Origin of the sequence: Caenimonas sedimenti (assembly GCF_007833165.1) — a bacterium.
Classification (GTDB): Bacteria; Pseudomonadota; Gammaproteobacteria; order Burkholderiales; family Burkholderiaceae_C; genus Ramlibacter; species Ramlibacter sedimenti.
On sequence record NZ_VOBQ01000004.1, the window covers coordinates 520,583 to 533,657 of the forward strand.

Annotated in this window: 17 protein-coding genes, 1 tRNA gene and 1 pseudogene; 12 read left to right on the forward strand and 7 right to left on the reverse strand. The window is 67.4% G+C overall.

Going from position 1 to position 13,075, the window contains the following annotated elements; translation table 11 throughout:
* Window positions 1–51: 51 nt before the first annotated feature.
* From FN976_RS07110 to ureG, 7 genes and pseudogenes are all read left to right on the forward strand, one after another.
* Complete coding sequence (locus FN976_RS07110; protein WP_145892283.1) at window positions 52–354, forward strand: urease subunit gamma; 303 nt, start codon at window positions 52–54, stop codon at window positions 352–354.
* Window positions 355–373: 19 nt separating this feature from the next.
* The gene (locus FN976_RS28790; protein ID WP_186510774.1) at window positions 374–547 is read left to right on the forward strand and encodes a hypothetical protein; all 174 of its coding nucleotides are present in this window, start codon (window positions 374–376) and stop codon (window positions 545–547) included.
* Window positions 548–550: 3 nt separating this feature from the next.
* Window positions 551–856, forward strand: coding sequence for an urease subunit beta (locus FN976_RS07115; protein ID WP_145892284.1), 306 nt, complete (start codon window positions 551–553; stop codon window positions 854–856).
* Window positions 857–859: 3 nt separating this feature from the next.
* Window positions 860–2,578, forward strand: coding sequence for an urease subunit alpha (gene ureC / locus FN976_RS07120; protein WP_145892285.1), 1,719 nt, complete (start codon window positions 860–862; stop codon window positions 2,576–2,578).
* 9 nt (window positions 2,579–2,587) lie between these two features.
* Window positions 2,588–3,100, forward strand: a pseudogene (gene ureE / locus FN976_RS07125) (urease accessory protein UreE); the annotation flags it as partial.
* Entirely contained in the window at window positions 3,063–3,767 is a 705-nt protein-coding gene (locus FN976_RS07130; protein ID WP_255440195.1) for an urease accessory protein UreF, read from the forward strand. The pseudogene ureE and the gene FN976_RS07130, both read left to right, overlap by 38 nt.
* A complete protein-coding gene (gene ureG, locus FN976_RS07135; RefSeq protein WP_145892288.1) occupies window positions 3,764–4,411 on the forward strand; it encodes an urease accessory protein UreG in 648 nt (215 codons plus the stop codon). The genes FN976_RS07130 and ureG overlap by 4 nt, the downstream gene beginning before the upstream one ends.
* 20 nt (window positions 4,412–4,431) lie before the next feature.
* Here the strand turns inward: ureG and FN976_RS07140 are convergent.
* A tRNA-Ser gene (locus FN976_RS07140) sits at window positions 4,432–4,521 on the reverse strand.
* Window positions 4,522–4,563: 42 nt separating this feature from the next.
* Here FN976_RS07140 and FN976_RS07145 point away from each other — a divergent pair.
* Together FN976_RS07145 and FN976_RS07150 are read left to right on the forward strand one after the other, a co-directional pair.
* Window positions 4,564–5,046 carry a GNAT family N-acetyltransferase gene (locus tag FN976_RS07145; RefSeq protein WP_145892289.1) on the forward strand — a complete coding sequence of 161 codons (483 nt, stop codon included), beginning with the start codon at window positions 4,564–4,566 and terminating at the stop codon, window positions 5,044–5,046.
* 145 nt (window positions 5,047–5,191) lie between these two features.
* Window positions 5,192–5,608, forward strand: coding sequence for an RcnB family protein (locus FN976_RS07150; protein WP_145892290.1), 417 nt, complete (start codon window positions 5,192–5,194; stop codon window positions 5,606–5,608).
* A 4-nt stretch (window positions 5,609–5,612) separates the two neighbouring features.
* Here the strand turns inward: FN976_RS07150 and hemW are convergent, their stop codons facing one another.
* The 5 genes from hemW to FN976_RS07175 are packed head-to-tail and all read right to left on the reverse strand — an operon-like array spanning window position 5,613 to window position 10,106.
* Window positions 5,613–6,809, reverse strand: a complete 1,197-nt coding sequence (gene hemW / locus FN976_RS07155) for a radical SAM family heme chaperone HemW (RefSeq protein ID WP_145892291.1) — start codon at window positions 6,807–6,809, stop codon at window positions 5,613–5,615.
* A gap of 1 nt (window position 6,810) precedes the next feature.
* Window positions 6,811–7,413 (reverse strand): RdgB/HAM1 family non-canonical purine NTP pyrophosphatase, encoded by a 603-nt coding sequence (gene rdgB / locus FN976_RS07160; RefSeq protein WP_145892292.1) that lies wholly within the window; start codon window positions 7,411–7,413, stop codon window positions 6,811–6,813.
* Window positions 7,410–8,135: a ribonuclease PH gene (gene rph / locus FN976_RS07165; protein ID WP_145892293.1), complete on the reverse strand. Its 726-nt coding sequence runs from the start codon at window positions 8,133–8,135 to the stop codon at window positions 7,410–7,412. Before rph ends, rdgB begins: the two co-directional genes overlap by 4 nt.
* 58 nt (window positions 8,136–8,193) lie before the next feature.
* Complete coding sequence (locus FN976_RS07170; RefSeq protein WP_145892294.1) at window positions 8,194–9,099, reverse strand: PP2C family protein-serine/threonine phosphatase; 906 nt, start codon at window positions 9,097–9,099, stop codon at window positions 8,194–8,196.
* A complete protein-coding gene (locus tag FN976_RS07175; RefSeq protein WP_145892295.1) occupies window positions 9,096–10,106 on the reverse strand; it encodes a serine/threonine protein kinase in 1,011 nt (336 codons plus the stop codon). Before FN976_RS07175 ends, FN976_RS07170 begins: the two co-directional genes overlap by 4 nt.
* A 78-nt stretch (window positions 10,107–10,184) precedes the next feature.
* On the opposite strand from FN976_RS07175, the gene FN976_RS07180 reads away from it, so the two are divergent.
* Window positions 10,185–11,105: a YicC/YloC family endoribonuclease gene (locus FN976_RS07180; protein ID WP_145892296.1), complete on the forward strand. Its 921-nt coding sequence runs from the start codon at window positions 10,185–10,187 to the stop codon at window positions 11,103–11,105.
* A 13-nt stretch (window positions 11,106–11,118) separates the two neighbouring features.
* Here the strand turns inward: FN976_RS07180 and FN976_RS07185 are convergent, their stop codons facing one another.
* A complete protein-coding gene (locus tag FN976_RS07185) occupies window positions 11,119–12,000 on the reverse strand; it encodes a hypothetical protein (RefSeq protein WP_145892297.1) in 882 nt (293 codons plus the stop codon).
* A 199-nt stretch (window positions 12,001–12,199) separates the two neighbouring features.
* On the opposite strand from FN976_RS07185, the gene gmk reads away from it, so the two are divergent.
* Both gmk and rpoZ read left to right on the forward strand, forming a co-directional pair.
* Complete coding sequence (gene gmk / locus FN976_RS07190) at window positions 12,200–12,820, forward strand: guanylate kinase (protein ID WP_145892298.1); 621 nt, start codon at window positions 12,200–12,202, stop codon at window positions 12,818–12,820.
* 28 nt (window positions 12,821–12,848) lie between these two features.
* Entirely contained in the window at window positions 12,849–13,052 is a 204-nt protein-coding gene (gene rpoZ, locus FN976_RS07195; RefSeq protein WP_093162973.1) for a DNA-directed RNA polymerase subunit omega, read from the forward strand.
* Window positions 13,053–13,075: the final 23 nt, after the last annotated feature.

Here is a 13,075-nt window from a genome sequence, read left to right on the forward strand (position 1 = left end):
CGGGCGATGAAGGCCATGCACTAAGATGGCCCGTTACAAATCCGCCACGCCATGGAACTCACGCCCCGCGAGAAAGACAAGCTGCTGCTGTTCACCGCCGCCCTGCTGGCGGAACGCCGCAAGGGCCGCGGGCTCAGGCTCAACTACCCGGAGGCGCTGGCGTTGATCTCCGCCGCCGTCATGGAAGGCGCGCGGGACGGCAAGACCGTGGCGCAGCTGATGAGCGAAGGGCGGTCCGTGCTGACTCGCGCCGACGTGATGGACGGGGTCGCCGAGATGATCCCCGAGATCCAGGTCGAGGCCACCTTCCCGGACGGGACCAAGCTGGTCACCGTGCACCAGCCGATCGTCTGAACCTCCCGAGAAAGACTTCATGTCACTCCGCAACCTGACCCTCGCCCTCTTCAGCGCGGCCACCGCGTCGGCGCATGCCCACGGCGGCCACGGCGCCAGCACGGAGTGGCACTGGCACGCCACCGACACCTGGGGCTTCGTGATGGTCGCGGCGCTCGCGGCAGTGGCGATCTGGTTCTCGCGCGGGGACTGAGCCGTGATCCCCGGAGAATTGCTTCCCGCGGCCGGTGACCACACGCTGAACCCCGGCCGCCGCACGGCGACGGTGGTGGTGCAGAACACCGCGGACCGGCCGATTCAGGTCGGCTCGCACTATCACTTCGCCGAGACCAACGGCGCATTGCAGTTCGATCGCACGGCGGCGCACGGCATGCGGCTGAACATCGCGTCGGGCACCGCCGTGCGGTTCGAACCGGGCCAGCAGCGCACGGTGGAACTGGTGGACTACGCCGGCGACCGCAAGATCTACGGCTTCCGCGGCCTGGTGCAAGGGAACATCTAGAACATGGCCACGATCCCCCGCCGCGCCTATGCGGAAATGTTCGGTCCCACCAAGGGCGACCGCGTGCGGCTGGCCGACACCGAACTGGTGATCGAGGTCGAGGACGACTACACGCTGCGCGCGGGCGGGTACGGCGAGGAAGTGAAGTTCGGCGGCGGCAAGACGATCCGCGACGGCATGGCGCAGTCGCAGCGCACGCGCGCCGAGGGCACTGTGGACACGGTGCTGACCAATGCGCTGATCGTGGACCACTGGGGCATCGTCAAGGCCGACATCGGCCTGAAGGACGGCCGCATCGCCGCCATCGGCAAGGCCGGCAACCCCGACACGCAACCCGGCGTGGACATCGTCATCGGCCCGGGCACCGAGATCATCAGCTGCGAAGGCGCCATCGTCACCGCCGGCGGCATCGACAGCCACATCCACTTCATCTGCCCGCAGCAGATCGAGGAGGCGCTCGCCGCAGGCATCACCACCATGCTCGGCGGCGGTACCGGCCCCGCCACCGGCACCTTCGCCACCACCTGCACGCCGGGGCCCTGGAACATCGAACGCATGCTGCAGGCAGCCGACGCGTTCCCGATGAACCTGGGTTTCCTCGGCAAAGGCAACGCCAGCCTGCCGGCCGCGCTGCACGAACAGATCGACGCGGGTGTGATCGGCCTGAAGCTGCACGAAGACTGGGGAACGACGCCCGCCGCCATCAGCAACTGCCTGGATGTGGCCGATGCGACCGACACGCAGGTCGCGATCCACTCCGACACGCTGAACGAATCCGGCTTCGTCGAGAACACCATCGCCGCGACCAAGGGCCGTGGGCTCTGCGCGTTTCACACCGAGGGCGCGGGCGGCGGCCACGCCCCGGACATCCTGCGCGTGGTGGGGGAGGCGAACTTCCTGCCTTCGTCCACCAACCCAACGATGCCGTACACGGTGAACACGCTGGACGAGCACGTGGACATGCTGATGGTGTGCCACCACCTCGACCCGGCCATCCCGGAAGACCTGGCCTTCGCCGAAAGCCGCATCCGCAAGGAAACCATCGCGGCCGAAGACATCCTGCACGACCTGGGCGCGATCAGCATGATGTCCAGCGACTCGCAGGCCATGGGCCGCGTGGGCGAAGTGATCCTGCGCACTTGGCAGACCGCGCACAAGATGAAGGTGCAGCGCGGCGCGCTCCCTGAGGACGGCGCGCAGAACGACAACTTCCGCGCCAAGCGCTACATCGCCAAGTACACGATCAACCCCGCCATCGCGCACGGCATCTCGCACGAAGTCGGCAGCATCGAAGCCGGCAAGTGGGCCGACCTGGTGATCTGGAAGCCGGCGTTCTTCGGCGTCAAGCCGGCGCTGATCCTGAAGGGCGGCTTCATCGCCATGGCGGCGATGGGGGACCCGAATGCCTCGATCCCCACGCCGCAACCGGTGCACTACCGCCCCATGTTCGGCAGCTACGGCGGCGCGCTGGCGCGCGGCTCGATCACCTTCGTGTCGCAGGCCGGGCTGACCGGTGGCTTGAAGGAGCGCTACGGCCTGGCCAAGACGGTGAGCGCCGTCAAGAACATCCGGCAAGTCCGCAAGCAGCACCTGATCCACAACAGCTACCTGCCGAAGATGGAGATCGACGCGCAGACCTATGCGGTGCGCGCGGACGGTGTCTTGCTCACCTGCGAGCCGGCCAAGGTGCTGCCGATGGCGCAGCGCTACTTCCTCTTCTAGGCCATCCTCATGCTGCAGGTTTCCAAGCGCCTGCCTGCCGGGCAAGGACTGGCGCCGGTGCTGCTGAAGCGCGCGGCGACGGTCGAACTCGATTGGGACGTGCGGCAGAAGAGCCGCTTCGACGCCACCGATTCCCAAGGCCGCGCGCTCGGCGTGTTCCTGCCGCGCGGCACGGTGGTCCGTGGCGGCGATGTGCTGGTGGCGGAGGACGGCTCCGTGATCCGGGTGATCGCCGCGCCGCAGCCGGTGCTGGTGATCACGCATTGCGGCGAGCACGGCACGCCGTTCGACCTGCTGCGCGCCGCCTACCACCTGGGCAACCGCCATGTCGCGATCGAGCTGAAGCCTGATCACCTGAAGATCGAGCCCGACCACGTGCTGGCGGAGATGCTGCGTGCGATGCACCTGATCGTGAACGAAGCGCAGGCGGCGTTCGAGCCGGAGGGCGGCGCGTACGCGTCGCACGACTCGCACGGGCACGCGCATGGCCATGGCGCCCATGGACACGCCCACCACGACCACTGACGCGGCGCTGCTGCAGCTGATCTGGCTGGCGTCGCCCGCCTTGCCGGTGGGTGGCTTCTCCTATTCCGAGGGCATCGAGGCGGCCGTCGAAGCCGGCCTGGTGCACGACGAAAACTCCGCCGCGAACTGGATCGCCGACCAGCTGCACCTGGCGCTGGCCCGTGCCGACCTGCCCGTGCTCGCGCAGGCGGTGGAGGCTTGGCGCGCCGTGGACATGCCGACGCTGGCGGCGTTGGACGACTGGGTGCGCACCACCCGCGAGACCAGCGAGCTGCGCCAGCAGACGGAGCAGATGGGCCGCTCGCTCGTCGAGTGGGCGCGGGCTGTGCGGCCTGAACTCCTGGCCGGCATGGCCCGCGCGGACACCTTCACCTATCCCGTGGCTTTCGCCATGACTGCGGCCGCCTCCGGCGCGCCGGTGCGGCACGTCTTGCTGGCCTTTGCCTTCGGGTGGGGCGAGAACATGATGCAATCCGCCATCAAGGCGGTGCCGCTGGGGCAGAGCGCCGGGCAACGCATCCTGGGCCGCCTGGCCGCCGAAGTGCCGCTGGCGGTCGACCACGCGCTGGCGCTGGGCATGGAAGAGCGCCAGGCCTTCACCCCGATGCTGGCCATCCTGTCGGCACAGCACGAGACCCAATACTCCCGATTGTTCCGCTCATGAGCTCCACACTGCACCACATCGCCAACCGCACCAAGAGACTGCCGCCGCTGCGCGTGGGCATCGGCGGCCCGGTCGGCTCCGGCAAGACCACGCTGCTGGAGATGCTGTGCAAGGCGATGCGCGGTCGCTACGACCTGGTCGCCATCACCAACGACATCTACACCAAGGAGGACCAGCGCATCCTGACGGTGAGCGGCGCCCTGCCGGCCGAGCGGATCCTGGGTGTGGAGACCGGCGGCTGCCCGCACACCGCCATCCGCGAGGACGCGTCGATCAACCTCGAAGCCATCGACCGCATGCTGGGTGAATTCCCGGACGCCGATGTGGTGTTCGTCGAATCCGGCGGCGACAACCTCGCGGCCACCTTCAGCCCCGAGCTGAGCGACCTCACCATCTACGTGATCGACGTGGCGGCGGGCGAGAAGATCCCGCGCAAGGGCGGGCCAGGCATCACCAAGAGCGACCTGTTCGTCATCAACAAGACCGATCTGGCGCCTTACGTCGGCGCGGACCTAGGCGTGATGGAAGCGGACACGAAGCGCATGCGCAAGGACAAGCCTTTCGTGATGACCAACCTGAAGACGAAGCAGGGGCTGGACGAAGTGGTGGCGTTCATCGAGCGCAAGGGGATGCTCGACGCCTGAACGGCAAAGTCTGCGTCCCCTGGCGGAAGCGGTGAGATTCGAACTCACGGAGGCCGCGAAGCCTCGGCGGTTTTCAAGACCGCTGGATTAAACCACTCTCCCACGCTTCCGGAAGGTGTGGCGAATTCTACGTGTGCGCGGCACAATGCACGATGGCTACCGATGCCGTGACCTTCCGCCTGGCTCGCGCTTCCGATGCGCCGGCCATGGCGGCCATGACCCGGTCCCTCATCGAGGCGGGCCTGCCTCCGCGCTATACCGAGCACCGCATGGCCCGCCTGATCGCCTCGCGCGAGCACACGGCGCTGGCGGCGGTCGGCGCCGATGGGGTGCAGGGCTTCGCCATCATGCAGTTCGGTGACGAGCGTGCGCACCTCGTTCTGCTGGGCGTCAGCGCTCCACTGCAGCGCGGCGGCATCGGGCGGGCGCTGGTCGAATGGCTCGTGGAGTCGGCCCAGGTCGCCGGCATCGCCTCCATCCACCTGGAACTGCGCGCGGACAACGTGGGGGCCAAGGCCTTCTACGAATCGCTGGGCTTCAGCGAGACGCTGGTCGTGCCGGGCTACTACGAAGGCCGGATCGCGGCCCGCCGCATGATCCGCGTCCTGCGCGTGCAGGCGGCATCGCCGGGCTGATCCCGGGGCCGGGCTCGGCCTGCGGTCGAGCTAACTTTCCTGTTACAGCGGTCGGGAAGAGTTTGCACAAGCTTTGCGGGTCTTGTCCCTCACTGCACCTTGCGGGCGCAGCATCCAATGGCATATAGCCTCAAAGGAGCTCGCCATGAGAACTCAAGCCATTGCCTTCGCCATCGCCGCTGCCGCAGCGTCGCTCGCCGCCGTCCCGGCGTCGGGCCAGACCGATCCGGGCTCCGCCAACGGCGGCTCCGCCGAAAACCACACGGGCATCCAGATGTACCCGGGGTACGGCGCGCACCCGCCCGAGTCCGGCGCCCAGTTCAACGGCCAGATCGAGCAGCGTGCCAACCCGGGTGCCGAGCAGCGCTACCGCAACTACGGCGAGTGGCTGGGCCTGGGGTCGGTGGTGCCGCGTGAATACCGCTCGAACCGGTACGCGCAGGACTGGCGTGCACGCGGGCTGAACAACCCCGGCGCGAACCGCCAGTGGGTGCGGATCGGGTCGGACTACTACCTCGTTTCGCGTTCCGACGGGCGGGTGATCCGCCGCTGGGACCGCTGACCGGTCAGGCCGGCAGAAACAGCGCCTGCAGATCCGAGAGGAAGTCGAAACCCCTCTCGGTGGGCCTCACGCGCGCCAGGTCGCGCGTGAGGAGGCCCTTGGCCTCGGCCTCGCGCAGCGGCTGCTCGATCGCGTTCAGAGGCAGCCCAGTGCGGTGCAGGAAATCGTCCAGCGCGAACCCCTCGCGCAGCCGCAGCGCATTCAACATGAACTCGAAGGGGAGGTCCGCGCGCCGGACTTCATCTTCCTGCGCCAGCGGCTCCCCGGCCAGCGCCTTCTCCATGTACAGCTTCGGATCGCGGTAGCGCACTTGCCGGACCACCCGGTGCGGAAAACTCAGCTTGCCGTGCGCACCGGCGCCGATGCCCAGGTAGTCGCCGAACTGCCAGTAGTTGAGGTTGTGCCAGCAGCGATGCCCGGTCTTGGCATAGGCGGACACTTCATAGCGCGCGAGGCCATGCACCGCCGTCATCTCGGTGATGCGGTCGAGCATCGCGTACGCCAGGTCGTCCGGTGGTGTGACCGGCGGAAACTTGGCGAAGTACGTGTTGGGTTCGATGGTCAGGTGATAGATCGACAGGTGCGGCGGGGCCAGCGCGAGCGCCTGGGTCACGTCGGCCTCCAGCATCTCCAGCGTCTGCCCCGGCAGGGCGTACATCAGGTCGAGGTTGAAGGTGCCGAAGGCCAGCGCCGCCTCTTCCAGCGCGGCGATGGCCTGGCGGCTGTCGTGCACGCGGCCCAGCGCCTTCAGGTGGGCGTCATTGAAGCTCTGGACGCCGACCGACAGCCGCGTGACCCCGGCCGATCGGAACGCGCGGAAGCGCTCCTTCTCGAAGGTGCCGGGATTGGCTTCGAGCGTGATTTCGCAATCCGCGTCCAGCTTCAGCCGCGCGCGGATGTCCGACAGCAGGCGCTCGATCGCCTGTGGCGAGAACAAGCTGGGCGTGCCGCCGCCGATGAAGATGCTGTGGACCTGGCGGCCCCAGACCAGCGGCACGGCGGTTTCGAGGTCGGCGACGAGCGCGTCGAGGTAGCGCTGCTCCGGCAGCTCGCTCGATTTCATCTCATGCGAGTTGAAGTCGCAGTAGGGGCACTTGCGCAGGCACCACGGCAGGTGGACGTACAGCGACAAGGGCGGCAGCGCCGTGAGCTGCAGCGTGCCGGGCCGCAGGTGGTCGGTGACCGTCTTCGCAACCGTCATGTCACCAGCGCTCGCGGATCAGCTCCAGCATCTGGCGCGCGGCCTGGCCCCGGTGGCTGTTGGCGTTCTTCACTTCGGGCGGCAACTGCGCGAAGGTCTGGCCGAAAGCCGGCAGGAACATCACGGGGTCGAACCCGAACCCGTTGTTCCCGACCGGTTCGCGCGTGATCTCGCCGGCGACCCGTCCCACCGCGATGAGTGGCTCGGGATCCTCCGGCGCGCGCAGCGCCACCAGCGTGCTCACCAGCGCGGCGCGCCGGTTCGCCACGTTTCGCATTTGTTCGAGCAGCGCCGTCACGTTATGGTCGTCCCCCTTCGGGTAGCCGTACTGCATGGCATAGAACGCGGTGTCCACACCGGGCAAGCCGCCGAAGGCGTCCACGCACAGGCCGGCGTCGTCGGCGATGGCCGGCAGGCCGCTGTGCTGCGCGGCATTGCGGGCCTTGGCCAATGCGTTCTCGACGAAGGTGCGGTACGGCTCCTCGGCTTCCGGCACGCCCAGTTCGCCCTGCGGCACCAGCGCGATGCCGAGCGGCGCGAACATCGCCTGCAGTTCGGCGAGCTTGCCGCGGTTGTTGGAGGCCAGGACCAGGCGGTCGATCATGCGCTGAGCGCCTGCTCCTGCATGGCGACCAGTTCAGCGATGCCCTTCTCCGCCAGCCGCAACAGTTCGTCCATCTCGGCGCGGGTGAAGGCCGCGCCTTCGGCGGTGCCCTGCACTTCCACGAAGTGGCCAGCCCCGGTCATCACGACGTTCATGTCCGTGTCGCAGGCGACGTCCTCGATGTATTCCAGGTCCAGCAGCGGCGTGCCATTGACGATGCCCACCGAAATGGCCGCCACCGGCCCCGTGATCGGCGTGGCCGCCAGCTTGCCCGTAGCGAGCAGCTTGTTCACGGCGTCACGGGCGGCCACATAGGCGCCGGTGATCGCCGCGGTGCGGGTGCCGCCATCGGCCTGCAGCACGTCGCAGTCCAGCACGATGGTGCGTTCGCCCAGCTTCTTCAGGTCGAACACCGCGCGCATGGAGCGGCCGATCAGCCGCTGGATCTCCTGCGTGCGGCCGCTCTGCTTGCCCTTGGCCGCTTCGCGGTCGCCGCGGGTGTGCGTGGCGCGCGGCAGCATGCCGTATTCGGCCGTCACCCAGCCCTCGCCGCTGCCGCGTTTGTGCGGCGGCACCTTGTCCTCCACGGAGGCGGTGCAGAGCACGCGGGTGCCACCGAACTCGATCAGCACTGAGCCCTCGGCGTGGGCGGTGAAGCCGCGCGTGATCTTCACGGGGCGCAACTGGTCGGCGGCGCGGTTGCCGCTGCGTTGGAAGGTCATACCGGAATTGTCCCAGATCGAAGGACGGCACCGCGACAGCGGTGACGTTATCGTCCGTTTAACTCTTCTTCGTCGCTGCCGAGCGCTTGATCGCTTCGTTGATCTCGGCGATCGACCGCTCGATGGCGGCATCGTCGAGATCGTCGACCAGGGTGTCGAGCACACCGGCCTGGATGGTGGAAGCGAAGACGCCGTCCGAGATGCTGTCGGTCGAGATGCCGCTGTGCGACTCCTCGACGTCGGGCGTTTCCCACTCCATCGCGATCACCGTGACGTTGTCGGAGTGTTCACCGCCGTTGCGCAGCGCGTCCTCCACCAGGTCGGGCACCGCCTGGCCCACAGGCTTGGTGCTGAGGTGGCGCACGATGTCGCCGTCCGACAGGCTGCCCCAGAGGCCGTCCGAGCACAGCAGGATGCGGTCGCCCTGCTGCAGTTGCACCGGCCCCGTCACGTCGAACACGGGCTTGGTCGGCGAACCGAGGCAGGTGAACAGGATGTTGCGGTTGATGCGGTCCATGCGGATCACACCGGCGCTCTGCTGCTCCAGGTACGAGTGGTCGCGTGTGCGGGTGAGCAGCTCACCATTGCGCACCACGTACAGCCGCGAGTCGCCGCAATGCACCCAGGTCGCGTGGTTGCCCTGCACGATGCACGCCACCAGCGTGGTGCGGGGCGTGTCGAGCATGCCTTTTTCGCTGGCGTAGCGGATGATCTGGTGGTGCGCCGCCATCAGCGTGATCGAGAGGAACTCGGTCACGTCCCGCACGATCGGCCGCGCTTCCTTCTGGTACAGCGCACTGATCGTCTGCAGCGCCAGTTGCGCGGCGACCTCGCCCTCGGGGTGGCCGCCCATGCCGTCGGCCAGCAGGAAGATGCCGGACTCCCGCGTGTAGCAGTAGCCCATGCGGTCTTCGTTCTTTTCGCGGCCGCCCTTGCGGCTGACCTGGAAGACCGAGAATTTCATTTCGCTTTGACCTGACCGAAGTTGGTGGCGCGCTTCACGCTCTTCTTGGTGTCCGTCACCATGTTGTCGAACTGCAGGCGCATCTTCTCGCCCACCGACAGCTTGGTGTAGCGGCGCTCGCCTTCGCGGCTCAGCTCCTTCTGCAGCGCGAACACCGATTGCGGCCGCGACAGCGGGTCGAGCGACATGCACCACTCGACCACTTCGATCAGGTTGTCCGAGTACACCCCGCGCAGCCGCGACAGCGCCAGCGCGAGGCGGTCTTTCTCGAGCCGCTGGGGCGCGTCGTTGGGCGGGTAGCCCTGCATGCAGGCGTAGATGCAGGCGCCGATGGCGTAGATGTCGGTCCAGGGGCCCATCGACGAATCGCGCCGGTACATCTCGGGCGCGGCGAAGCCGGGCGTGTACATCGGGCGGATGAAGTTGCCTTCCTTGGACAGCACTTCGCGCGCCGCGCCGAAATCGATCATCACGGCACGGTTGTCATCGGTGATGAAGATGTTGGCCGGCTTGATGTCCAGGTGCAGCATCTTGTGCTGGTGCACGATGCGAAGGCCGCGCAGGATCTCGTCGAACAGCGAGCGGATCGTCGACTCGCGGAAGACCTTCTGCTTTTTCAGTTCGCGTGCGGTGATGATGAAGTCCTGGAGCGTGGCGCCCTCCAGGTAGTTCATCACCATGTAGACGGTCTCGTTCTCGCGGAAGAAGTTGAGCACGCTCACCACGGAGCTGTGCGAGATCTGCGCGAGGGAGCGGCCTTCTTCGAAGAAGCTTTTCAGGCCGAGGCGGTAGAGCGAGAGTTTCTCGGCCTGCACCTGCGGCAGCAATTCGCCGGGGGCGCGGCTGGCCAGCGAGGAAGGGAGGTATTCCTTGATGGCGACCTGCTGGCCTTCGTTGTCGACGGCCAGATAGACGACGCCGAAACCGCCCGAAGACAGTTTGCGAACCACCCGATAGCCACCGATCACGGTGTCAGGCGGCAAAGGCGCCGGTTTGACCTTTGACATAATTTGAAGAATGTAAGGGGCCTGCCGGCCGCCCGGTTATTCTCGAAATCCCGCAACGAACCGCAAAGAGTCCTCTGGATGGCAGTCTACAGCATGACCGGCTACGCGTCGGCGCAAAGCAGTCCGCCGGCCGGCGCGGCGGGTCACGAAGGCGCCAAAGCAACACCGTCGGGTCGCCTCGGGCTGGAAATCCGGTCGGTCAACAGCCGCTTCCTGGATCTGGCGTTTCGTCTCGGCGACGAGCTGCGCGCGTCCGAGCCCGCGCTGCGCGAATTGATCGCCGGCCGCCTCAAACGCGGCAAGGTCGAAGTGCGCGCGGCCATCGAAGCCCCCGCTGGCGCCGATTTGCGGGAGCCAACGCCCCGCATGCTGCAGCGGCTGGGTGCCGTGCAGGACAACGTGCGTGGCTGGCTGCCCGATGCCCCGGCCCTCAGCGTGGCGGAAATCCTGCGCCTGGCATCGATGGACGGCGCGGTCGACGTCGATTGGGGCGAAGCCGTGCAGACCGTGGCGAAGCAGGCGCTGGCGGACTTGCTGGCGGCGCGCGAACGCGAAGGCGCCCGCCTGGCCACCATGCTCCTGGGCCACCTCGGCCAGTTGCGCGAACTGGCGCAGCAGGCCAGGCCGCTGGTGCCGCAGCTCGTGGAGCAGCAGCGCCAGCGCTTCCTGGAGCGCTGGAAGGAGGCCATGGGCCTGGCCGAAGGCTCCGCGACCCCCGAGGCCGCGCAGGACCGAGCGCTCACCGAAGCGACCGCCTATGCGATCCGCATCGACGTCGCCGAGGAATTGACGCGGCTGGCCGCCCACCTCGACGAGATCGAACGGCTGATCAAGAAGGGCGGTGAGATCGGCAAGCGGCTGGACTTCCTGATCCAGGAACTGCACCGTGAAGCCAATACCCTGGGTTCCAAGTCCGCAGCCCTGGAACTCACGCGCATCTCGGTGGACATGAAGGTCCTCATCGAGCAGATGCGCGAGCAGGTGCAGAACATCGAGTGAGCCTGGCCGCGTCTCAGCCGAAGCTTCGTGCATCGACGCGGTTCAGCAACGACAGCGCCTGCGGTCTCAGCCCGGCTTCGCCGGCTTGCAGCACTTCGTGGACCAGTTCCCGGGCTTCGGCCCACAACTCGAGATTGGCCGTCTCTTCGGCCAGCGCCAGGGTCACGGCGTAGTCGATGCCTTCGCAGCGCGCGGCCTCCTCCACCGGCGCCGGCGCCGGCGGCGCGACCGGAAGTTCGAACTGGATCCCCAGGGTCTCCGGCTCGTACCGGGGCTCGGGCTCCGGTGCCGCCTGCAGCTTCTCCAGCAGCAAGGGCGCGGCCGGTGCTGGCGGCGGCGGTTCCGTGGTCAAGTCGAAGTCGATGGGACCGCCCGCCACGGCCAGTTCGAGCTCCGGCGGGGCGGCCGGGCACCAGGTGATGGCTTCCTCGATTTCGCGCAATGGCAGCCGCGCTTCCCGCTTTTCGGCCAATGACCTTCGCACCCGCACGACTTCATTGGCGGCGACCTCCGGGTCGAAGCCAGGCTCGACGATGCCCGGTTGCTGCGCGTCCTGCGGACCGGCGGGCTCGTCCAGGTCCCCCAAGACGGGCTCCGGCCCCGGATCGAAGGCGTCGCTCCACTCAGGTCCACTGACGCGGGTGCGCCCACGGCCCCACAAGCGCCACACCACCAGGCCGACAAGCAACGCGGTCGAGGCGCCGGCCAGCGCGGTTTCCGCGCCCAGGGCGGGCGCCAGCGCAGGCATCGTCGTCGGCCGCTCAGCCATCATGGCCGGCTGGGCGCCGGCTGACTCGCTCGCCCGCCATTTCTGGATCGAGCGCTGGGTGGCGAGCGCCTCCTGCAGGCTCGCGTGCACGTCGGCGCTGACGCGATCCACGGGGCTCGTGGCCAACTCTGCCTTCGCCGGCACGGGGGGCTGCGGCTCCGCGGAAGTACCAGTTGAAGATGGACGGTTGTCAGAAGCCACGCGGTAACACATTCATACGTCTTACGAACTTCGTATTATCGCAGCATTCAGGGAAGAGCCCGAAGGCCGGCTGATAAGATGCCGGCCCCCGCCACCCGGCGAATCACATCCCTTAGCATCCCGCATGGACTACCCCGGCAACCTGTTCGTGGTCGCCGCCCCCAGCGGGGCGGGCAAGTCGAGCCTGGTCAAGGCGCTGATGGAGCTCGATGCGCGGGTGCAGCCTTCGGTCTCGCACACCACCCGGCCGCCGCGCGGCCAGGAAAAGCACGGGCGCGAATACTTCTTCGTCTCGGCCCAGGAATTCGATGCGATGGTGCTGGCCGGCAGCTTCGTCGAGTGGGCGCACGTGCATGGCCACCGCTACGGCACCTCCAAGAAGGCAATCGAAGAACGCATCGCGCATGGCCAGGACGTGATCCTGGAAATCGATTTCCAGGGCGCCCTGCAGATCAAGCGCATCTTCACGAACGCCGTGCTGATCTTCATCCTGCCGCCCAGCTGGGAAGAATTGCGCTCGCGGCTCGAGCGGCGCGGCGAGGACACGCCCGAAGTCATCGAACTGCGGATGGAGAACGCCGCCACCGAGATGTCCCAAGCCAGGGAGTTCGATTTCGTTATAATCAACGAGTTATTTGAACGAGCGCTTTTCGACCTGAAAACCATCGTTCATGCCCAGCGGCTGAAGTTCTCGTCGCAGCGCCGCGCCCGCGCCGACACTTTCCAGGCCCTCGCCATCCTGTAGCCCCACGTTTTTCGGAGTTCACCCCTTCATGGCCCGCATCACCGTCGAAGACTGCCTGCAGCAGATCCCCAACCGTTTCCAGCTAGTGCTCGCCGCGACCTACCGCGCCCGCATGCTGAGCCAGGGCCACGCGCCCAAGATCGAGAGCAAGAACAAGCCGGGCGTGACCGCCCTGCGCGAAATCGCCGAAGGCAAGATCGGCCTGGAGATGCTGAAGAAAGTGCCCGGCTGAGGCCTCGCCCCCCCCCCTGAAAA

Excerpts from the sequence above, each read along its gene's own strand:
- FN976_RS07110 (WP_145892283.1), top strand. The coding sequence starts at position 52 with ATGGAACTCACGCCCCGCGAGAAAGACAAGCTGCTGCTGTTCACCGCC.
- FN976_RS28790 (WP_186510774.1), top strand. The coding sequence starts at position 374 with ATGTCACTCCGCAACCTGACCCTCGCCCTCTTCAGCGCGGCCACCGCG.
- ureC (WP_145892285.1), top strand. The coding sequence starts at position 860 with ATGGCCACGATCCCCCGCCGCGCCTATGCGGAAATGTTCGGTCCCACC.
- FN976_RS07130 (WP_255440195.1), top strand. The coding sequence starts at position 3,063 with ATGGCCATGGCGCCCATGGACACGCCCACCACGACCACTGACGCGGCG.
- ureG (WP_145892288.1), top strand. The coding sequence starts at position 3,764 with ATGAGCTCCACACTGCACCACATCGCCAACCGCACCAAGAGACTGCCG.
- FN976_RS07145 (WP_145892289.1), top strand. The coding sequence starts at position 4,564 with ATGGCTACCGATGCCGTGACCTTCCGCCTGGCTCGCGCTTCCGATGCG.
- FN976_RS07150 (WP_145892290.1), top strand. The coding sequence starts at position 5,192 with ATGAGAACTCAAGCCATTGCCTTCGCCATCGCCGCTGCCGCAGCGTCG.
- hemW (WP_145892291.1), bottom strand. The coding sequence starts at position 6,809 with ATGACGGTTGCGAAGACGGTCACCGACCACCTGCGGCCCGGCACGCTG.
- rdgB (WP_145892292.1), bottom strand. The coding sequence starts at position 7,413 with ATGATCGACCGCCTGGTCCTGGCCTCCAACAACCGCGGCAAGCTCGCC.
- rph (WP_145892293.1), bottom strand. The coding sequence starts at position 8,135 with ATGACCTTCCAACGCAGCGGCAACCGCGCCGCCGACCAGTTGCGCCCC.
- FN976_RS07170 (WP_145892294.1), bottom strand. The coding sequence starts at position 9,099 with ATGAAATTCTCGGTCTTCCAGGTCAGCCGCAAGGGCGGCCGCGAAAAG.
- FN976_RS07175 (WP_145892295.1), bottom strand. The coding sequence starts at position 10,106 with ATGTCAAAGGTCAAACCGGCGCCTTTGCCGCCTGACACCGTGATCGGT.
- FN976_RS07180 (WP_145892296.1), top strand. The coding sequence starts at position 10,185 with ATGGCAGTCTACAGCATGACCGGCTACGCGTCGGCGCAAAGCAGTCCG.
- gmk (WP_145892298.1), top strand. The coding sequence starts at position 12,200 with ATGGACTACCCCGGCAACCTGTTCGTGGTCGCCGCCCCCAGCGGGGCG.
- rpoZ (WP_093162973.1), top strand. The coding sequence starts at position 12,849 with ATGGCCCGCATCACCGTCGAAGACTGCCTGCAGCAGATCCCCAACCGT.